This window comes from Geomonas diazotrophica, from assembly GCF_019063885.1.
In the GTDB taxonomy this organism is placed as follows: Bacteria; Desulfobacterota; Desulfuromonadia; order Geobacterales; family Geobacteraceae; genus Geomonas; species Geomonas diazotrophica.
Genome location: NZ_CP077684.1, coordinates 1,677,000 through 1,696,447, shown reverse-complemented (window position 1 = coordinate 1,696,447; position 19,448 = coordinate 1,677,000). Strand labels below are relative to the sequence as shown.

Sequence of the window (19,448 nt, the reverse complement as noted above, 5' to 3'; positions counted from 1 at the left end):
GATCCGCCCCTCAGGCGGACCGGCGATAACCAGTTAGGGAGGCAGCGTCGCCATGATCAGCATCGAAGAAGCGCAACGGATCATCCTCGAACAGGTCGCACCGCTGGAAACGGAGAAGGTGACCGTTTTCCACGCCTTGAGCCGGATCACCCCGCAGGACCATATCGCCCCCTGGGACATCCCCGCCGCCGACAACTCGGCCATGGACGGCTTCGCCTTCCTCCATGCAGGGGTCAGGGAGAACCGGCTCAGGGTGTGCGGCTTCCTCCCCGCCGGCGAGGTGCGCAGCGAACCGGTCCCGCCGGGCGAGGCGGTGAGGATCATGACCGGCGCGCCGATTCCTCCCGGTTGCGATACCGTGGTCGCCATCGAAGACGTCGAAGAGGACGGTGAATGGATCGTGCTGCGCGGCAAGGTGAAGGGCGGAGACCACGTGCGGCAACGCGGCGAGGACATAACCAGGGGCGACGTGGTGATCCCGGCCGGCTCGCTGTTGCGCCCGCAGGAAATCGGCATGCTTTCCGCCATGGGGAGCACCTCCCTCGCGGTGCATCGGCGCGCGCGGGTGGCGATACTGGCCACCGGCGACGAGCTGCTCGAGCCGGGGGCGACGCCGGAACCGGGCAAGCTCATCAACAGCAACAGCTACAGCCTCGCCGCCCAGGTGCTGGATGCCGGGGGAGACCCGGTGCTCCTGGGGATCGCCCGCGACACCCTGGAGGCCACCTGCGACAAGATCCGGGCCGGGCTCAACGCCGACTTCCTGGTGATCACCGGAGGGGTCTCGGTGGGTGACCGCGATTTCGTCAAGGCCGCCATCGAGGAGCTCGGGGGGAGCGTCAGCTTCTGGAAGGTGAACATGAAGCCGGGCAAGCCGCTCGCCTTCGCGACGCTGCAGGGAAAACCGGTCTTCGCCCTGCCCGGCAACCCGGTCGCCGCCATGGTTTCCTTCGAGCTTTTCGTCCGCCCCACCCTGCTGAAGGCGATGGGACACGGGCGGGTCTTCCGGCCGGTGGTCCAGGCCGAGCTGAAGGAATCGACCGCCAACAAGGGCAACCGCCCGCACCTGGTGCGAGGCATCGTGTCGCGTCATAACGGGCGTTACCTCGTCTCCACCACCGGCAACCAGAGCTCCGGCCGCCTCTCCTCACTCATCCTCGGTAACGGCCTGATGAAGCTGGCCCCGGAATCCACCTATCCCGCAGGGGAGCAGGTCGACGTCATTCTCCTGGATCGCGATTTCGAGATGAGCCCCCTGCAGGGGTGATCCCCGTCCCCCCCCTCCTTTCGCAACACGACTGTCGCCATGCCTGCCGCCCGAAGGGGCGGCAGCATGGCCTCGCCAAATGCAGCCTCCCAACAATAGATAATTTCGACGACCGTTTCCTCGCCTACCGAAGCCTCCCTTGCCCCCAACCCTGCGGACTTAGAATTCGGTGCTATAATGAATCCGCCTCCGCTCAGACCTCATTAGCGAAAGTTCCATCTCCACTTTTTTGATTTAGGTCAAGAACCTTAACAAACTCCTGTTCTAGAGTCTCCTTTATCCGAAGTGTTTACAACATCGCCACGCAGTGCGACCGCCGCATCAGCAGGGCGTATCGACACACCAGAAGTTCAAGGAGAGCATCCATGCCACTTTCGCCGTTGACGCCGATTCGTTTTATTCTCGCAATCATGCTGGTGATACCCCTCTCCGGGACCGCACGGGCAGACGGCGGCAAGGAGCTCTTCGACAAGCATTGTGCCTCCTGCCACACCATCGGGGGTGGCGACGGCGGCGGACCCGATCTGAAGGGTGTCGGGGCCAAGCACCCCGCGGAGTGGCTGGTGAAGATCATCACCGATCCCGGCAAGCTGACCGCGGAGAAGGACCCGGCCCAGGCGGAACTGGTGAAGAAGTACGGCTTCGAGATGCCCAACCTCGGGGTGAGCCGCGGCGATGCCGAGAAGATCGTCGCATTCCTGGGGGGTGGTGCCCCCGCGCCCGCTGGCGCCGATAAAGCGGCCCCGGCGGCGACTGCACCGGCCCAGGCCGAGGCACCCCATCAACCGGCGGAAGTGGTGGTCACCAAGGAACTCCTGGCGACCGGGCGCGACCTGTTCACCGGGAAGCAGCGTTTCGCCAAGGGGGGCGCCCCCTGCGTCTCCTGCCACCGCTTCGCCTACCCCGGCATCTACGGCGGCGCCCTTGCGGCGGACCTCACCGACCTCTACGGCAAGATGGGTGAGAACGGGGTGCGCGGGGTGCTGAAGAGCCTCAGTTTCCCGGTCATGAAGAAGATCTACGCGGAACGTCCCCTGACCGATGAAGAGTCCACCGCGTTGATCGCGCTGTTCAAGGACGCCGCTGCCAGAAAGCATGCTGCCAGCGACCCGTACCCCGCGGCGGGTCTCGGCTTCTTCGCCCTCTGCCTCATCGCCGTGCTGCTCTTCAAGAGGAGAACCAAGTAATGTCACACGACAGGATCAAGGACGACTGCTCGGCGCACAACCGCCAGTGGGAGGAGCTTTACCGTAACCGCGCCCAGTACGACAAGGTGGTACGCAGCACCCACGGGGTCAACTGTACCGGCGGCTGCAGCTGGATGGTGCACGTGAAGGACGGCATCGTCGGATGGGAGCTGCAGGCGAACGACTACCCGCAGTTCGACGGCACCATCCCGAACCACGAACCGCGCGGCTGTACCCGCGGCATCAGCTTCTCCTGGTACCTCTACAGCCCGCTGCGCGTCAAGCACCCCTACCTGCGCGGCGCCCTTTTGGACCGCTGGACCGAGGCGAAAAAGCTGTTCGCCGACCCGGTCGAGGCGTGGGCCAGCATCGTGGAGAACCCGGAGTCCCGCGCCTCCTACACCGGACAGCGCGGCATGGGTGGCTTCCGGCGCGGCGACTGGGAGACCGCCACCGAGATCATCGCGGCCTCCAGCATCTACACGGCCAAGAAGCACGGCCCGGACCGGGTGGTCGGTTTCTCCCCCATCCCCGCCATGTCGATGATCAGCTACGCCGCGGGCAGCCGTTTTCTGCAACTCTTCGGCGGCGTCGCCCTGAGCTTCTACGACTGGTACTGCGACCTTCCCCCCGCGTCCCCGCAGGTCTGGGGCGAGCAGACCGACGTGAACGAGTCGGCCGACTGGTACAACGCCTCCTACATCGTCCTGTGCGGCTCAAACGTCCCGATGACCCGCACTCCGGACGCCCACTACCTCACCGAGGCGCGCTACCGCGGCACCAAGGTGGTGGTGATGTCGCCGGACTACTCCATGGCGAGCAAGTTCGCCGACGCCTGGCTCCCGGTCGAGCAGGGGCACGACGGCGCCTTCTGGATGGCACTGAACCACGTGATCCTGAAGGAGTTCTACGCGGAGCGCCAGGTTCCCTTCTTCGAGGAGTACGTCACCCGGTACACCGACTTCCCGTTCCTGGTCGAGCTCACGCCGGACGTGGATAAGGCACCCGGCGCCTGGCGCCAGGGCGAGCTGCTGCGCGCCGCGCGCTTCGAGCGTTCCGCCTCCCTGGAGCACGCCGAGTGGTGCCTGTGCGTCGCCGACAAAAGCGGCGAGGTGCGCGTCCCCAACGGCAGCCTCGGCTCGCGCTGGAGCAAGCAGGAGGGGAACTGGAACCTCGACATGAAGGACGTGGTGGACGGCGCGGAGATCGATCCCGCCCTCACCTTCCTGGGGCAGGAAACACGCAAGGTCCTGTTCCGCTTCGAGGGGGAAAAGGACGCGCTGCGCGAGGTGCCGGTGCGCCGCGTCGCGACGGCTGACGGCGAGATCGTGGTGACCACGGTCTTCGATCTCCTCATGGCCCAGTTCGGCGTCTCCCGGGGGCTCTCCGGCGACTACCCGCACGGCTACGACTCCGACCTTCCCTTCACCCCGAAATGGCAGGAAAAGCACACCGGCATCGACGCGGAAACCCTGGTGAAGATCGCGCGCGAGTGGGGCGAGAACGGCGAGCAGAGCCGTGGGCGCAACATGATCATCATCGGCGCCGGGGTGAACCACTGGTATCACAACGACCTCATCTACCGCGCCGCCATAACGGCGCTGATCCTCACCGGGAGCGTCGGCAGAAACGGTGCGGGTCTCGCCCACTACGTCGGGCAGGAAAAGGTAGCCCCGCTTTCCCCCTGGACCTCCATCGCCATGGCGCAGGACTGGGTCAAGGGGAGCCGCCTGCAGAACACGCCGACCTTCTGGTACATGCACTCCGACCAGTGGCGCTACGACCGCAACTTCGTGGACTACTTCAAGCCGGAGACCGGGGACAAGATGCCCATGCACGCGGCGGACTTCAACGCCAAGGCGGTGCGCCTGGGGTGGCTCCCCTTCGCGCCGCACTTTAACGCCAACCCGCTTGAGCTTTTGAAGCAAGCCAAGGCCGAGGGGTGCGGGGATGACGACGCCACCCGCTCCTGGCTGGTGGACCGGTTGAAAAGCGGCAAGACGCGCTTCGCCGTCGAGGATCCGGACGCCCCCGGCAACTCCCCCAAGGTCTGGTTCATCTGGCGCGGCAACGCCATCTCGGCCTCCGCCAAGGGGCACGAGTTCTTCCTGAAGCACGTGCTGGGCGCACCCAACTCCAGCGCCACCGCGAAGGAGGTCGCCAAGGGGCAGGTGCAGGACATCGTCTGGCACGAAAAGGCGCCCGAGGCGAAGGTCGACCTGGTCGTGGACCTGAACTTCAGGATGGACACCTCCACCCTGTACTCGGACATCGTGCTCCCCGCGGCCACCTGGTACGAGAAGAGCGACCTGAACACAACCGACATGCACTCCTTCGTGAACTGCATGGACGCCGCGGTGCCCCCCTCATGGGAGTCGAAATCGGACTGGAAGATCTTCAGCATGATCGCCAAGAAGGTGAGCGAGCTCGCGGCCACGCATCTTCCGACGCCGGTGAAGGACGTGATCGCGGCCCCCCTTCTGCACGACACCCCGGGCGAGATCGCCCAGCGCACGGTGCAGGACTGGAAACTGGGGGAATGCGAGCCGGTTCCGGGGAAGACCATGCCCAACCTGGCCATCGTGGAGCGCGACTACGTGAACCTCTACAACCGCTTCCTCTCGCTCGGCCCCGGCATCGGGCACCTGGGGTCGCACGGCAACTACTATGATGCGGACGACGAACACGAAAAGCTTTTGAGGGAGCTCCCCAACCGAAGCTGGAACGGCAAGAGCTTCGTCGATCTTGCCGACGAAAAGGTGGTGGCGGACGTGATCCTGTCCCTCGCCCCGGAGACCAACGGCGAGCTGGCGCACCGCGCCTACCGGAACCTGGAAAAGCGGGTCGGCAAGCCCCTGGCGCAGATCGCGGATGGCGCGCGCGAGATCCGGGTGAAGTGGGAGGACGTGACCCAGAAGCCGCGCCGGGTGATCAACTCGCCAATCTGGAGCGGGCTAGTGAACGGCGGGCGCCCCTACTCCCCCTTCACGCTGAACGTCGAGCACCTGGTCCCCTGGCGCACCCTTTCCGGGCGGCAGTCGCTCTACCTGGACCACCCCTACTACCGGGAGTTCCACGAGGGGCTCCCCACTTTCAAGGGGAAACTGAATCCGGCGCTTCTGGACGAGACCGAGGGGGAGACCGGGCTGGTGCTTAACTTCCTGACCCCGCACGGCAAGTGGGGGATCCACTCCACCTACAGCGACAACCTGCGGATGCTCACCCTCTCGCGCGGCGGGCAGGCGGTCTGGCTGAACCACCTCGATGCGGCCGGAGCCGGCATCGAGGACAACGAGCAGATCGAGGTCTACAACGCAAACGGCGTCGTGGTCTGTCGCTCCATCGTCTCCTCCAGGATCCCGAGGGGTGCGGCGGTCATGTACCATGCGCCGGAGCGGACCCTGAACATCAAGAAGTCGAAGAAAAGCGGCAAGCGTGGCGGCGTGCACAACAGCCTCTCCAGGATCCGCCTCAAGCCGACCCTGATGCTTGGGGGGTACGCTCAGTTCAGCTACTACTTCAACTACTGGGGGCCAACCGGCGTCAACCGCGACAGTTACGTGGTGGTCAGGAAGCTCAAGTAAAGTCTGCACGTCTTTGGGGGGGCGACCTGTAGGGGCGAATGATCATTCGCCCAAACCTGGCCGCGCCACCCCACATCGTCACCTTTCAAGGGGCACGCTGGGCAGGGCGAATGATTATTCGCACGTACGGTTACCACGAACGCAATAAAACGCCGAGCGCTGTAAATCCCGATCGTGAGAGGCCGGGCAATGCGGCGATCAAGGAGCCATAAATGGATGTAAGAGCTCAGATAGTGATGGTGTTCAACCTGGACAAGTGCATCGGATGCCACACCTGTTCCATCTCCTGCAAGAACATCTGGACCGACCGCCAGGGCGCGGAATACATGTGGTGGAACAACGTCGAGACCAAGCCGGGTGTGGGCTATCCCAGGCAGTGGGAGGACCAGGAGCGCTTCAAGGGGGGCTGGGTGGTAGACGGCAAGAAACTGAAGCTGAAGGCGATGGGGAAAGGCCCCACCCTGGCCAGCATGTTCTTCCAGCCCAACATGCCCAAGATCGAGGACTACTACGAGCCCTTCGACTTCGACTACGGCAACCTCGCCGGCGCCAAGGAGTCCAAGGACCAGCCGGTCGCAGAGGCATTCTCCCAGATTTCCGGCAAGAAGATCGAGGAGATCCAGGGGGGACCGAACTGGGACGACGACCTCTCCGGTTCGCAGGTGTACGCCGCGAAGGACCTGAACCTCAAGGACAAGAAAGTGATCGAGTCGTACGACTCGATGTTCATGCAGTATCTGCCGCGCATCTGCAATCACTGCCTGAACCCGGCCTGCGTCGCCTCCTGCCCCTCCCGCGCCCTCTACAAGCGCGGCGAGGACGGCATCGTGCTGGTGGACCAGGAGGTCTGCAAGGGGTGGCGTTTCTGCACCAGCGCCTGCCCGTACAAGAAGGTCTATTACAACTGGAACACCGGCAAGGCCGAGAAGTGCATCTTCTGTTATCCCCGCGTGGAGACCGGGCAGTGCAACGCCTGCGCCCACAGCTGCGTCGGGCGCATCCGCTACGTCGGGGTGCTGCTCTATGACGCCGATGCCGTGGAGGCCGCCGCCCTCAAGGGGGACGCGGAACTCGTCGAGGCGCATCGCGACGTGATCCTCGACCCGCGGGATCCGGAAGTGTGCAGGATGGCACGGGAAAACGGGATCTCGGACCAGTGGCTGGATGCGGCGGTCGCCTCGCCGGTCTATGCGCTGGTGAAGGAGTTCCGGGTCGCGCTCCCGCTGCACCCGGAGTTCAGGACCCTCCCCATGGCGTACTACATCCCGTCCCTTTCGCCGGTCCTCTCGACCTGGGGCGATACCCATAAGCTCCTGGAGCATGGCATGATCCCGGCCCTGGAGACCCTGCGCGTCCCGATCGGCTACCTGGCGAGCCTTCTCTCCGGCGGCAACGAGGGCGTCATCGAGGAAGCGCTGAAGAAGCTGATCGCCCTGAGGGTGCAGATGCGGGCCGAGAACCTGAGGCTGCCGGCCGACCCGGCGCTGCTCAAGGAGGCGGGGCTGGACGAAGCCGCTGCGAAAAGGCTGTACCGGCTCTTCACGGTTGCGGGCTACAACGAGCGCAACGTGATCCCCCCCCAGCAGCGCGAGGAGCAGGATCCGGAGCGGCGCAAGCAGGAGGCGGGCTTCGGTATCCTTAAAAAGACCAGGGGAGGAGCGAAATGAGCATGCAGCAGAGTTACCAGGCCCTGTCGCGGCTTTTCGAGTACCCAGAGCAGAGAGAGGAGCTCGATAGCTCCTACGACGCCCTGGCCTCCTACCTGAGACAGAGCGGCATCGAATCGCGCACCCACCTCTTTGGCGAGATGCTGAGCGGCTCCACCCTTTCCGAATTGCAGGAAGATTACGTGGCCCGCTTCGACTTCAACCCGGCGGCGGCTCCCTACCTGGGTCACCACCTGTACGGGGACAACCAGAAGAAGGGGGGCTACATGATCCAGGTGAAGCAGGAGTACGGCAGGTACGACTTCGAGGCGCCGCAGGACGAACTTCCGGACCACCTCGGCGTGGTGCTCGCCTTCCTGGCGCACCTCGCACGCCGCGGCGAGGACCAGTCCCGCCGCGAGTTCATCGAGAAACTGGTACTGCCGGCAATCAACAAGTTGCTCGGCTCCTCGGCACAACGCGATACGTCCCCATGGCTCACCCTGGTCGAGGCGGCCGAGCTCTTGTGCAGCGCGGATTGCCGTGAGGAGGCAACATGCTGAACTCTTTCATCTTCATCGCCCTGCCCTACGCGGCCCTGGCCCTGGTGCTCCTGGTCACCCCGTACCGTTTCCTCAGCAACAGGCTGACCTGGTCCGCCTATTCGACCCAGTTTCTGGAACGAAATATCCTCTACTGGGGGATCAACCCGTGGCACTACGGCATCCTGCCGATCCTTTTGGCGCACGTGGTCGGCTTCGCCTTTCCAGGCGTCTTCAAGCGCCTCCTCGGCAATCCACAAACCCTGCTCGGCGTGGAAAGCGTGCTGCTCGGGCTCGGCATCTTCGCGGTGCTCGGGGTGCTGCTCCTTTTGCTGCGTCGCGTGAACTCGGGGATGCTGAAGCGAGTCACCTTCAGCTCGGACTGGCTTATCCTCTACCTGCTCCTGTTCCAGGCCGGCACGGGGATCTACATCGGCTACTTCATGCGCTGGGGCTCGCAGTGGTACCTGCACACCGCGGTTCCCTACCTCTGGTCCATCGTGGCGTTTCAGCCGCAGATCGAGTACGTCGCCGACCTCCCCCTGGTGTTCAAGCTGCACGCCGCCTGCGCCTTCCTGATCGTGGCCGTGCTCCCCTTCACCAAGCTGGTGCACATGCTCTACCTGCCGGTCGATTTCCTGAAGGACCCGCCGCTTTTGTACCGTTGGCGGTCGAAGTAAGTCGTATTGAACCACGCTCGCCGTCCATCCCCTCTCCCGCTGTGAGTGGGGGAAACCGCAACCTCTGCAATCTGCACTGTGCCATCCCCTCGCCCCCTGGGAGAGGGTGGCCGGAGGCCGGGTGAGGGGTGCTGGCACATGGCACGATGTCGCGTTATTGCAACGCCCTCACCCCCGCCCCTCTCCCGAGGGAGAGGGGGGTGAATGCAACATTTGAGCATTTGAGAAAATCTGGAGGGATGATGTCGTCACGAGTACTGGCAGTATGGACCCCGGAGGATGCGCAGTTCTGGGAGCAGGAGGGTAAGGCGATCGCCTACCGCAACCTGTGGATCTCGATCCCGGCCCTCTTCCTCTCCTTCGCGGTCTGGATGGTCTGGAGCGTTGTGGTGGTGAACCTGCAGTCGATCGGCTTCTCCTTCGACGCGGACAAGCTGTTCTGGCTGGCGGCGCTGCCGGGACTTTCCGGGGCCACGCTCAGGATCTTCTACTCCTTCATGGTCCCCATCTTCGGCGGCAGGGCCTGGACCACCATCAGCACGGCGTCGCTGCTGATCCCTGCGGTCGGCATCGGCTTCGCGGTCAGGGACCCGCACACGAGCTACACCACCATGCTGCTGCTGGCCTTTCTCTGCGGCCTCGGCGGCGGCAACTTCGCCTCCAGCATGTCCAACATCAGCTTTTTCTTCCCGAAGACGCTCAAGGGTACCGCCCTGGGGCTAAATGCAGGACTCGGCAACCTCGGCGTGAGCGCAATGCAATTCCTTGTGCCGCTGGTGATCACCAGCAGTACGTTCAGCGCCCTGTGCGGCGCCCCCCAGGTTTGCGTCATCAAGGGGGGGGCCACCTCGGTCTGGATGCAGAACGCAGGCTTCGTCTGGGTCCCCTTCATCGTCGTCTCCACACTGGCCGCCTGGTTCGGCATGAACGACATCGCCGAAGCCAAGGCGTCGTTCAAGGAGCAGTCGGTGATCTTCAAACGCAAGCACAACTGGATCATGTGCTGGCTCTACCTGGGCACCTTCGGCTCTTTCATCGGCTACTCCGCCGGACTGCCGCTTCTGATAAAGTCGCAGTTCCCGAGCGTCAACCCGATGCAGTACGCCTTCCTGGGCCCCCTGGTCGGTGCGCTGTGCCGTCCGCTGGGCGGCTGGATCGCCGATAAACTCGGAGGGGCGCGGGTCACCTTCTGGAATTTCACCGCCATGACGGCAGCCGCCTTCGGGGTGCTGCACTACCTTCCGAGCCAGGGCAACCCCGGCAACTTCTGGGGCTTTCTGGCCATGTTCATCCTCATGTTCGTGACCACCGGAATCGGCAACGGCTCGACCTTCCGGATGATCCCGGTCATCTTTCTCACCGAGCGCCAGCGTGCGGCTGCGGATCAAAGGCGCGAGGCTCAGGCCAAAGCCACGGCCGAGGCGGCGAAAGAGGCAGCGGCAGTTCTCGGCTTCTGCTCGGCGTTTGCAGCCTACGGCGCCTTCTTCATACCCAAGGCGTTCGGGAGCTCCATCACGCTGACCGGCGGCCCGCAGGCTGCCCTTTACGGGTTCGTGGTTTTCTACCTGAGCTGCATCGTCCTGACCTGGTACTGGTATTCGCGCAGGAATGCGGAGATGCCCTGCTGAGGGGTAGGCTGGGACAGCACCGGGAAAGTATGGTATCTTTCCCCGGTGCCTGGCGGGACAGGGCAAGTTCGCGACAACACTGAAGGTCTGCAGCGTGCAACGCTGCCGGGCCGCCAGAGGGCTACATGATCCTGGAACTTCTGATACCGATGTTGTTTTGCACCCTGCTGGTGGCGGTCCTCTATTCCTGCGTGGGGCATGGCGGCGCTTCGGGATACATCGCGGTGCTGGCGCTGTTCAGCGTGGCGCCGGAGGTCTTCAAGCCGACGGCGCTCACCTTGAACCTCCTGGTGGCAGGCATCGCCACCTTCTCCTTCGCCCGCGCCGGGCATTTCTCGTGGCGCCTGTTCTGGCCCTTCGCGGCGACCTCGATCCCCTTCAGCTTCCTGGGAGGGTACCTCACCCTCCCCTCCCACATCTACCGGCCGCTGGTCGGCGTGTTGTTGCTTCTGTCGGCATCGCGCCTGCTGCTGCAGAAGAACCAGGCGTCTGCCCGCACCACTCCCCCCTCGACCCCGACGGCCCTCGTCATCGGGGCAGTCCTCGGCCTTCTTTCCGGTCTCACCGGCGTGGGGGGCGGCATCTTCCTCAGTCCGCTGCTGTTGCTGTTCAAATGGGGAGAAGCGAGGGAGGTGTCCGCGGTGGCCGCGCTCTTCATCCTGGTGAATTCCTGCGCGGGGCTGCTGGGACACTTGAGCGGGGTGCAGGCGATACCGAGCTATGCGCCGTTCATGGCCGGAAGCGCGCTCCTGGGTGGCGTGGTCGGCTCGCTTTTAGGTAGTCGCCACCTTCCCGTCCCCACCATCATGCGGGTCCTCTCGGTCGTCCTGGCCATCGCCGGTTTCAAGCTATTGCTGGTGTAGTGCCTAATCAGAGGTGAAGGTCGCCTCTCCCCCTGGGAGAGGGGATATACGCACCCGGTGGGCGAGGGGCGAGATCACTTGTAGTCTTTCACATAGTCGGACCTATTGCGAGGGAGTGGACGTACCGGGTGGGCGAGAGTGGAACCTATTTACCAGGATGAACCGACTCTCCCTCTCCCTTTGGGAGAGGGCTGGGGTGAGGGCTATGACACAGGCAACACACGCGAAACTTCCGGATAGCGTGCGTGAATTCGCCAGATCTCTTAGAGAGAAGCAAACGGATGCGGAAAGCCTGCTCTGGCTGCTGGTCAGAAACCGCAGGATGGGCTTCAAGTTTCGCAGACAGCACCCTGTAGGTGGGTATATCCTCGATTTCTTTTGCCACGAGGCCAGCCTTTGCATCGAACTCGATGGTGGGCAGCATGCCGATGGCGAAACGGCGGCGCGTGACGAGCAGAGGACAATGAAGCTGGAAGCACTTGGAATCAGGGTGATCAGGTTCTGGGATGATGAAGTACTGAGGAACACCGAAGGAGTGCTTGAAAAGATTTACTTGGAGTTGGTGAACGGGATGGAACGCGGGTAAGCCCTCCCCCCCTGACCCTCACCCCTGACCCTCACCCGAAGGGCGAGGGGTGGACAGGAACCTTCCGTGGAGCCCAGACGGTGCACAGTACACCTGCAGCAGACAACATCTCCCGCCGTTGCCGCATCTCCCCCTCTCCCTTCGGGAGAGGGCCGGGGTGAGGGCGATGCCTCAGATTGCTCCGCCCCCCTTGGCTTCCCCCCTAGCTGACCACTCCTAGAAGAGAAAAACCAGGAAGATCACGCCTACCACGATGCGATAGATGCCGAAGGGGATGAAGGTGTGGCTGGTGACGAACTTCAGGAGCGCCTTGATGCCGATCACGCCGAAGATGAACGAGGTGACGAAGCCGACGGCGATGTTCTGCCAATCTCCCATGTGGAACACAGTGTAGTTCTTGTAGATGTCGTAACAGGTGGCGGCAAACATGGTGGGAAGGGCCAAAAGGAAGGAGAATTCCGCGGCGTCCTTCCGGTCCAGGCCGAACAGCAGACCGCCCATGATGGTCGCCCCGGAGCGCGAGACCCCCGGCACCATGGAAAGGCACTGAACCAGGCCGATGGAGAAGGCCTGCTTGTAGCTGATCTCGTCCAGGGTGTGGGTGGTCGCCGGCCGGTCCTTCATCCAGAGCTCGATGACGATGAACGCCACGCCGCCGGCGATGAGCATGTAACTCACCAGTGAAGGCTGGAAGAAGGACTTCACCAGCTTGTAGAGCAGGAACCCGATGGTGCCGGTCGGGAGAAAAGCGAAACAGACCTTCTTGATCAGGTCAGGACGGGAGAAGAGCTGCTTGCGGTACACCTCGACGACGGCTAGCATCGCCCCCAGTTGGATGACAACCTCGAAAACCTTGTGCGCCTCGGACTGCTGCAGCTTCAGCAGGGCCGACGCCAGGATGAGATGCCCGGTGGAAGAAACGGGAAGGAATTCGCTCAGACCCTCCACGATACCCAGTATGATCGCCTCGAAAATACCCACGAAATACACTCCTTTGACTGCGCTGGTTCGACAGAGCAAAATAACCGATCGAGCCTGCGTTGTAAAGGGAACAAGCGCCGGGGAGTTTTTCGCGCGACAGGGCTAAGCCGGGAGGAGCAGGGAAAGACCTGGAGCCACGGAGGGACACCCCGCGGCTCCAGGAAGAACGGGTTTCAGTGGTGCAGCTTATCGTAGGCCGCGTAGAGGGTATTCTCCTCGCTGCGCAGCCTCCTGGAGATGGTGGCGAAGAGCCTGCCGAGCGCCTTGGCGAACTCGATGTCGATCACAGCGTCGTCGGCGGAATATTTCTTGAAGAAGGCGATGGCGTTACCGGAGATCTCCTCCATGTCCTTGGCGTAGAAATCCACCGTGCGCTTCAACCCCTGGTCCGCCTGTGCGGCCTTGTTCAGCACCGGGTACAGTTGCGCGTCCTCTTTGCGCAGATGCGCAAGCAGCATTGCCTGCGCTGAGAGCAGGAGCTGGTGCGCCTCCTTGTTGGTGATACTGGTATCCTTAACGCGGTTAAGCATCGCTTCGATTGCCACGTGATCCCGTTTCAACTCATCTATCAACCTTGCCATACGTCACCTCTCCTACTCGCTTTTATGGTCCCATCGGACGTTTCCATTGATCCGAGTATAGGCCTGTCGGGAGAGGTGCGGCTTGATGCAGGTCAAGAAAAGAAGGAATCGGAAATACCGGTGCGCAGACGGCGGAAAACAAAGTTGCCGGCGCGTCGCAGGCCGGAACCGGTGAGGGCGAAGAGCCCGGGGGGGGTGAACAGGCGGCGTGAGAGAATCCCCCTGGCTACGAAGTTCACCAGGCAGACGCCGACCCAACGCTCGACCAGCATGGTCGAGAACTGCGGCTCCGGATAGATGCCGCGCTGGTCGTTGGCCTCCTTGAGCTTGCAGAGCCAGCGGTCAATCCGCTCCAACTGCCGTGCCGCGGGAAGCTCCTGGAAAGGGAGGTGAAGGGGACGGGTGAGAGCGCTCAGCACCTGGTGGATCTCGAACTCCTCGGCGTCGGGATCGAGACCCAGCTCCCGGATCAGGCGCAGCCGCACCCTCCCCGCGGACTCCATCTGCTGCCGGGCATGTTGTGCTGTCACCTGGCCCGGGTGTACCCGGTAGTGCAACAGCACCTCGGGGATGTTGGCAAAACAGCAGTGCTCCATGGCCTGCGACCAGAGCTGGTAGTCTTCGGCGTGGCGGTAGGCCGGGTCGTAACGCAGGCCGTGCTCCAGCAATAGCTTCCGGCGCAGGATCACGGAGGGGTGCCCCACCACGGGGTTGAAGAGCGTGCCGCACCTGATGCTCTCGTGGTCGGCTGCACAGCGGGTGATCCGGCGCAGCTTCGGACCGAACTCCAGATACCACACTCCGCAGACACCCACCTCGGGAAAATGATCCATGAAGTCGACCTGCTTTCGCAGACGCTCGGGAAGACTCACGTCGTCGCAGTCCATGCGCAGGATGTACTCGCCACGGGCAAGCTCGATGCCCCGGTTCAAGGTCTCGATCAGCCCGAGGTTGGCGCCGTTTTGAATAAGCCGGAGGCGCGAATCGGCATAGGAAGCGGCGATGGCAGCACTGGCGTCGCTGGACCCGTCGTCGATCACCAACAGCTCGAACTCCGCAAAGCTCTGCGCGAGGATGCTGTCGATCGCCTCGCGCAGGAAGAGTTCGCCGTTGTAGACCGGCATCAGTACCGTCACCTTGGGCTGGGCGGCTGCAGTCATGGCTACATCCTCGTCCAGGACGCGGGGATCACGTCGCCGGTGTCGTGGCTGGCGCCGGCGAACCAGGTCTGCGGCGCGATCACGATCTTGTCGCGGTTGCGGCAGAGCCAGGCGCCCCACCAGCTGAAGCTGCTGTTGGCGATGATGTGATGCCTGCACAGGGTCATCAGCCGGAGGTCCTCATGCCCCTGCTCCGGAGGGTTGTGCGCCACTATGGTGCAGGGGTGGTCGAGAGGGAAGTTGTCGCGGACCCACTCCGGCTCGTCGGAGAAAATGAAGAAGTGCGGCCGCTCCACCCGGGCTGCAAGGGAGGCGACGGCGCGGGCGTAGTACTCGGGGGAGCAACTGCCGTGGACCGACGAGGCCGAGGGACAGGAGACGTAATCCCCCCTGCGTATGTGCAGCGACACGCTGGCAAGAGCGGGGTCCGCGAGCCGCTCGGCCAGGTCGCGGTTGCGCCCCTGCGGCGCTTCCTTCAGGGTGAGATCGGCGCAGATGGTGTCGCGGATGTCGCAGAAGTACTTCTCGCTCTGCCAGTAACCGTCGAGGTAGGCGCTTTTGCGCGGCGCCAGCAGCGCCGGGTCGAAGTGGAAGTGCCGCTCCGGCAGGTACGACCCTCCAAAAGGAAGGCAGCGAGCCAGCAATTTTCCGAGTGTCCCCTGACGGGGGGCGAGGCGGGCTATCTCAGAGGCCGAGGCGCACTCCCCGGCGATGTTGAAGGGACCCAGGGCGTACTCCCTGGGCGTCGTTCCAGGCAAGGATCCCTGGAACCACCCCAGGTCCAGCTTCAGGGGGACGCCACTCACCCAGGCGAGCCGCCTGGCGGCAGCGTACTGGAACATCTGGTTCCCCAGCCCTCCCATCAATTTCACGATGATCATGGACATGTCCCGTCAGGGCCCGCAAAGGGGCCGGTTGTACTTTTTCGACATCTGCTGGAAATACTCCCTGCTGCACGAGCTACCAAGAAAATCGCCCTTCTTGAAGACGGCCTCGCCGGAACTCAGCACCGGGAGACAGTTCCCCTGCCGGTCAGGGGCATGGACAATTACGCGCTGGTAACGCCCGCGGTTGGCCCAGGAGACGGCGTGCAGCACGAGCAGGGAGAGGGTGATGCACACCAGCAGCTTTCTCTGCGCCGACGTACTTTGCACGCGCAGCACGGAGACGAGGGCGAACAGGGAAACGATCTGCGCCACGGCATAATAGCGCGGTCCCCCTTCCCAGGTGGAAACGAAATAGGCGGCGAACAACAACAGGGAGAAAAGCACCGGCACCAGGGAAAACGCTGACAGGGGCGCCTTCCCCTCGCCTTCGGCGAGCCAGGCGATCAGGATCGGGGCGAATGCCAGGACGGCCAGCGGCACCAGGAAGGAGACGATGTTGAAAGGGACCATCTCGTTCCAGGTGGAGAGGTAGTAGAGCCCGCCAAGAAACAGGAGCCCCGCCCCCCATCGTTCCATGCGGCCGCCGGTAAAGCGCGCCCTGAGGAACAGGAAGGAGGAGCAGAGGATCAGGAGGAGGGCCTGTGCCACGTAGGTCCACCTGGCCCCCATGACGCCGAGCAACTGCTGCAGTTTCGCCAGGTTGAAGATCGACTCGTGTTTCGACATGGAGGACATCAACTGCCACCCCATGATGTAGTTCAGGGGGTCGTCCAGGTAGCTGAACAGGTTCCCGGTCAGCAGTCCGAACAGGCCCAACAGCAGGATGGCAACCGCCCCCCCTCCCGCGCCGCGGGAACGCGCGCTGGACCAGGCGTAGGTGATGCCCGCGAACAGGGAAACGAACAGGACCAGGGACCACTCGTTCTTCCCAAGCCCCGCCGCAAAACAGGCGAGAAAGAGCACCGCACCGTGGCGATAGGGGCGCGCCGGGGGGGAACCGGAGAGCGCGGTCACGGCAAGGGCCCAAAGCCCGAAGGAGCCGATGCCGAAACTGGCGTCGAGCTGCAGTTCCGTTGAACTCACCAGGAGTACCGGCGAGGAGGCGAAGGCGACGAGGAGGGCCAGCCAGTAGTAGAGGTTCTCGTTGCCGCAGCGGTAGAGGTAGACCACTCCGGAAAGGAGCACCAGGAAAAGCGGGAGCGAAAACACCACCCGGAGCACGAAGGCGCTCTCCAGCGGGTCGAGCTTCCCGAAGGGAACCAGTTGCCGCACCACCTTGCCGACGCCGTTGATGGCCTGGTACATCGGCGCCGGGTGCTGCGGAGCCGTCATCTGGTTCACGCCGTCGATGCGAGCCAGCAGGAGATAGTCGGGCTTTTTGACCTCGTTGAGGAACAGGTGGGCGATGATCCCCTCCTCTCCGACCAGTTCCTGGGTATAGAAGGGAAGACGAAGCAGGAAGAAAGAACCCGCCAGTATTAGCAGCGCGAAAAAGAGATGTGGTAGCGGGTATTTCATAAGACTCGCAGGGCGGTCCGGCGACCGCCGGCGCCCGCCGCGTCCCGGGGCGCAAGACCCGGCTCCGAGAGCGGCAAAATTGGTCCACCTATCTATACAGAAAAAGCGGGAAGGTTGCAACTGCCGACGATTTTTACCGAAAACGGCATTTTTAGCATCCCCTGTTACGCCGATGCGTGCTATAAAGGGGAGCCCGCCAGGGCTCATGAAGGGCCGGGGCAGATGACGAGTCGGGAGCATCCATGTTTTTCAAACGCGACCAGGAGGGATCCAGGATCCCCTCATGGAAGAGGTACATAAACGGCCTGCTGGCTGGTGAGATTTCCGCGACCACCCGGTTCTACGACCGGACCATCCAATGGCTCCCCCGGGAGGAGGATTCCGGCCTGCTGCTGCAGGAGCTCCAGTGCGGCGAGAAGTCGGCGCTGCGCGACGAGGCCCGGTTCCCGGACCTTTCCGGCGAGACCGAGAAAAGGACCGCGGTGCTGCTGAACGGTACCGTCAACCACCACTACGATATCCAGGGGCTGCTGATGCAGCTTCACCCTTCCCTGTCCCGGACCTCCCGGGTGATCATGGTGATCTACAACCCCTACCTGGGGTGGCTGTACCGCTTGGCCAACCGGCTCGGCCTGCGCAGCGGCGAGGTGCCGACCACCTTCATCACCAAGGTGGACCTGGACAACATCGCGCAGCTCTCCGGCTACACCATCGTCAGGAGACGCCTCGCGCTTTACTGCCCCTGGCGGCTGTTGGGGCTTGGCGACCTCGTCAACCGGGTCGCACCCTGCCTCCCCCTGCTGCGCTGGCTGGGGCTCGTCTACGTCACCGTGCTGAAGCCGGTGAAGGGGCCGGAGTCGAGACGCCCCTCCCTTTCGGTCCTGATCCCGGCCAGAAACGAGCGCGGCAACATCGAGAACGCGATGAAGCGGATGCCCGACCTGGGATGCGACCTGGAGGTGATCTTCGTGGAGGGGCATTCCAGCGACGGGACCTGGGAGGAGATCCTGAGGGTCAAGGAACTCTACGGCGACCGCTACGACATCAAGGCCATGCAGCAAAGCGGCAAAGGGAAGAAGGACGCGGTGGCACTCGGTTTTTCCAAGGCCAGGGGGGAGCTCCTCACCATACTGGACGCCGACCTCACCATGCCTCCGGAGCTTTTGCACCGCTTCTACGACGCCTACTGCAGCGGACAGGCCGACTTCGTCAACGGCTCGCGGCTGGTCTACCCCATGGAGGGGGAGGCGATGCGCTTTCTGAACCGCCTGGGCAACACCTTCTTCGCCAAGGCCCTCAGTTGGGTCCTCGATGCCAGGCTGGGGGACTCCCTGTGCGGAACGAAGCTGCTGGCGCGCCATGACTACCGCCGGGTCCTCGCGTGGCGCGAGCAGTTCGGGGACTTCGACCCCTTCGGCGACTTCGAGCTCCTCTTCCCGGCGGCGCAGCTCGCCCTGGGCATCACCGACGTCCCGATCCGATACCTGAACCGGACCTACGGCAGCACCAACATCAGCAGGTTCAGCCACGGCTTCATGCTGCTCAAGATGACCCTGATCGGGCTGTTCCGCATCAAGCTGGGAGTGAGGAGAAAGGGTGCTCGATAGCCCGGACCGATACGGCGAGATCCGCGCGGCCATCGAGGGGAAACCGGCCCTGAAGCGCTTCTACCTCGAGGTCTACCGCGAATACCGGCGCGTCCTGGCGCGCTCCCCCGGCACAGGCACGGCGCTGGAGATCGGTTCGGGGGCAGGCTTCGCGAAAGAAGTCGTCCCGGAGCTGGTCACCTCGGACATCGTCCCCTACCCCGGCGTCGACCTGGTGCTGGACGGCACCAGCCTCCCCTACCCCGAGGGGAGCCTTCGCTTTCTCTGCATGACCAACGTATTCCACCACATCCCCGACGCGGGGGCCTTTCTCCGCGAAGCCGAGCGCGTCCTGGTTCCCGGCGGCAGGCTTCTCATCGCCGACCAGCACGTCGGTTTTTTGAGCAGGCCGATACTGCGCCATCTGCACCACGAACCCTGCGACCCGGAGGCCAAAGAATGGGCCTTCCAGTCCGCGGGTCCGCTCTCCGGCGCGAACGGCGCGCTGGCCTGGATCGTGTTCCGGCGCGACCTGCGGCTGTTCCGGGAGCGGTTCCCCGATCTGCAACTGGAGCGCTACCAGCCGCACTCCCCCCTACTCTACTGGCTCTGCGGCGGGCTCAAGAAGTGGAGCCTCGTGCCGTCCTGCGCCATCGACGCGGTCCTCGCCGCGGACCGTCTGCTGGCCCGGTTACTCCCGGACTCGGGGAGCTTCGTCTTCATCGAGCTGGTCCGGCGCTGACACGACCGAC

At 63.7% G+C, this 19,448-nt stretch carries 16 protein-coding genes; 11 read left to right on the top strand and 5 right to left on the bottom strand.

The window, feature by feature from the left end:
• Nucleotides 1-52: 52 nt before the first annotated feature.
• From KP003_RS07430 to KP003_RS07390, 9 genes are all read left to right on the top strand, one after another.
• Nucleotides 53-1,267, top strand: a complete 1,215-nt coding sequence (locus tag KP003_RS07430; RefSeq protein ID WP_217300546.1) for a molybdopterin molybdotransferase MoeA — start codon at nucleotides 53-55, stop codon at nucleotides 1,265-1,267.
• Nucleotides 1,268-1,632: 365 nt separating this feature from the next.
• Entirely contained in the window at nucleotides 1,633-2,454 is an 822-nt protein-coding gene (locus KP003_RS07425; RefSeq protein ID WP_216791327.1) for a c-type cytochrome, read from the top strand.
• Entirely contained in the window at nucleotides 2,454-6,038 is a 3,585-nt protein-coding gene (locus KP003_RS07420) for a nitrate reductase subunit alpha (RefSeq protein WP_216791325.1), read from the top strand. Before KP003_RS07425 ends, KP003_RS07420 begins: the two co-directional genes overlap by 1 nt.
• Nucleotides 6,039-6,250: 212 nt before the next feature.
• Entirely contained in the window at nucleotides 6,251-7,705 is a 1,455-nt protein-coding gene (gene narH / locus KP003_RS07415) for a nitrate reductase subunit beta (RefSeq protein ID WP_216498141.1), read from the top strand.
• A complete protein-coding gene (gene narJ, locus KP003_RS07410; protein ID WP_216498143.1) occupies nucleotides 7,702-8,247 on the top strand; it encodes a nitrate reductase molybdenum cofactor assembly chaperone in 546 nt (181 codons plus the stop codon). Before narH ends, narJ begins: the two co-directional genes overlap by 4 nt.
• A complete protein-coding gene (locus KP003_RS07405) occupies nucleotides 8,241-8,906 on the top strand; it encodes a respiratory nitrate reductase subunit gamma (protein ID WP_217300545.1) in 666 nt (221 codons plus the stop codon). The genes narJ and KP003_RS07405 overlap by 7 nt, the downstream gene beginning before the upstream one ends.
• 242 nt (nucleotides 8,907-9,148) lie before the next feature.
• Nucleotides 9,149-10,534, top strand: a complete 1,386-nt coding sequence (locus tag KP003_RS07400; RefSeq protein WP_216791319.1) for a NarK family nitrate/nitrite MFS transporter — start codon at nucleotides 9,149-9,151, stop codon at nucleotides 10,532-10,534.
• 125 nt (nucleotides 10,535-10,659) lie between these two features.
• Nucleotides 10,660-11,397, top strand: a complete 738-nt coding sequence (locus KP003_RS07395) for a sulfite exporter TauE/SafE family protein (RefSeq protein ID WP_216791317.1) — start codon at nucleotides 10,660-10,662, stop codon at nucleotides 11,395-11,397.
• Between the two features lie 205 nt (nucleotides 11,398-11,602).
• Nucleotides 11,603-11,983: an endonuclease domain-containing protein gene (locus tag KP003_RS07390; RefSeq protein WP_216791315.1), complete on the top strand. Its 381-nt coding sequence runs from the start codon at nucleotides 11,603-11,605 to the stop codon at nucleotides 11,981-11,983.
• 216 nt (nucleotides 11,984-12,199) lie between these two features.
• Here the strand turns inward: KP003_RS07390 and KP003_RS07385 are convergent, their stop codons facing one another.
• The 5 genes from KP003_RS07385 to KP003_RS07365 form a co-directional block, all read right to left on the bottom strand.
• The gene (locus KP003_RS07385; RefSeq protein ID WP_216791313.1) at nucleotides 12,200-12,964 is read right to left on the bottom strand and encodes an undecaprenyl-diphosphate phosphatase; all 765 of its coding nucleotides are present in this window, start codon (nucleotides 12,962-12,964) and stop codon (nucleotides 12,200-12,202) included.
• A 173-nt stretch (nucleotides 12,965-13,137) separates the two neighbouring features.
• Nucleotides 13,138-13,545: a hemerythrin domain-containing protein gene (locus KP003_RS07380; protein ID WP_216791312.1), complete on the bottom strand. Its 408-nt coding sequence runs from the start codon at nucleotides 13,543-13,545 to the stop codon at nucleotides 13,138-13,140.
• 92 nt (nucleotides 13,546-13,637) lie between these two features.
• Nucleotides 13,638-14,705 carry a glycosyltransferase family 2 protein gene (locus KP003_RS07375; RefSeq protein WP_216791310.1) on the bottom strand — a complete coding sequence of 356 codons (1,068 nt, stop codon included), beginning with the start codon at nucleotides 14,703-14,705 and terminating at the stop codon, nucleotides 13,638-13,640.
• Nucleotides 14,706-14,707: 2 nt separating this feature from the next.
• Nucleotides 14,708-15,586, bottom strand: coding sequence for an alpha-1,2-fucosyltransferase (locus tag KP003_RS07370; RefSeq protein WP_216791308.1), 879 nt, complete (start codon nucleotides 15,584-15,586; stop codon nucleotides 14,708-14,710).
• Between the two features lie 12 nt (nucleotides 15,587-15,598).
• Nucleotides 15,599-17,110: a hypothetical protein gene (locus tag KP003_RS07365; protein WP_217300544.1), complete on the bottom strand. Its 1,512-nt coding sequence runs from the start codon at nucleotides 17,108-17,110 to the stop codon at nucleotides 15,599-15,601.
• A gap of 242 nt (nucleotides 17,111-17,352) precedes the next feature.
• On the opposite strand from KP003_RS07365, the gene KP003_RS07360 reads away from it, so the two are divergent.
• Both KP003_RS07360 and KP003_RS07355 read left to right on the top strand, forming a co-directional pair.
• The gene (locus tag KP003_RS07360; protein WP_216498155.1) at nucleotides 17,353-18,717 is read left to right on the top strand and encodes a glycosyltransferase family 2 protein; all 1,365 of its coding nucleotides are present in this window, start codon (nucleotides 17,353-17,355) and stop codon (nucleotides 18,715-18,717) included.
• Nucleotides 18,707-19,438 (top strand): class I SAM-dependent methyltransferase, encoded by a 732-nt coding sequence (locus tag KP003_RS07355; RefSeq protein WP_217300543.1) that lies wholly within the window; start codon nucleotides 18,707-18,709, stop codon nucleotides 19,436-19,438. Before KP003_RS07360 ends, KP003_RS07355 begins: the two co-directional genes overlap by 11 nt.
• The last annotated feature ends 10 nt before the right edge of the window (nucleotides 19,439-19,448 follow it).

Excerpts from the sequence above, each read along its gene's own strand:
- KP003_RS07400 (WP_216791319.1), top strand. The coding sequence starts at position 9,149 with ATGTCGTCACGAGTACTGGCAGTATGGACCCCGGAGGATGCGCAGTTC.
- narH (WP_216498141.1), top strand. The coding sequence starts at position 6,251 with ATGGATGTAAGAGCTCAGATAGTGATGGTGTTCAACCTGGACAAGTGC.
- KP003_RS07360 (WP_216498155.1), top strand. The coding sequence starts at position 17,353 with ATGTTTTTCAAACGCGACCAGGAGGGATCCAGGATCCCCTCATGGAAG.
- KP003_RS07395 (WP_216791317.1), top strand. The coding sequence starts at position 10,660 with ATGATCCTGGAACTTCTGATACCGATGTTGTTTTGCACCCTGCTGGTG.
- KP003_RS07420 (WP_216791325.1), top strand. The coding sequence starts at position 2,454 with ATGTCACACGACAGGATCAAGGACGACTGCTCGGCGCACAACCGCCAG.
- KP003_RS07365 (WP_217300544.1), bottom strand. The coding sequence starts at position 17,110 with ATGAAATACCCGCTACCACATCTCTTTTTCGCGCTGCTAATACTGGCG.
- KP003_RS07390 (WP_216791315.1), top strand. The coding sequence starts at position 11,603 with ATGACACAGGCAACACACGCGAAACTTCCGGATAGCGTGCGTGAATTC.
- KP003_RS07370 (WP_216791308.1), bottom strand. The coding sequence starts at position 15,586 with ATGATCATCGTGAAATTGATGGGAGGGCTGGGGAACCAGATGTTCCAG.
- KP003_RS07430 (WP_217300546.1), top strand. The coding sequence starts at position 53 with ATGATCAGCATCGAAGAAGCGCAACGGATCATCCTCGAACAGGTCGCA.
- KP003_RS07405 (WP_217300545.1), top strand. The coding sequence starts at position 8,241 with ATGCTGAACTCTTTCATCTTCATCGCCCTGCCCTACGCGGCCCTGGCC.
- KP003_RS07425 (WP_216791327.1), top strand. The coding sequence starts at position 1,633 with ATGCCACTTTCGCCGTTGACGCCGATTCGTTTTATTCTCGCAATCATG.
- KP003_RS07380 (WP_216791312.1), bottom strand. The coding sequence starts at position 13,545 with ATGGCAAGGTTGATAGATGAGTTGAAACGGGATCACGTGGCAATCGAA.
- narJ (WP_216498143.1), top strand. The coding sequence starts at position 7,702 with ATGAGCATGCAGCAGAGTTACCAGGCCCTGTCGCGGCTTTTCGAGTAC.
- KP003_RS07375 (WP_216791310.1), bottom strand. The coding sequence starts at position 14,705 with ATGACTGCAGCCGCCCAGCCCAAGGTGACGGTACTGATGCCGGTCTAC.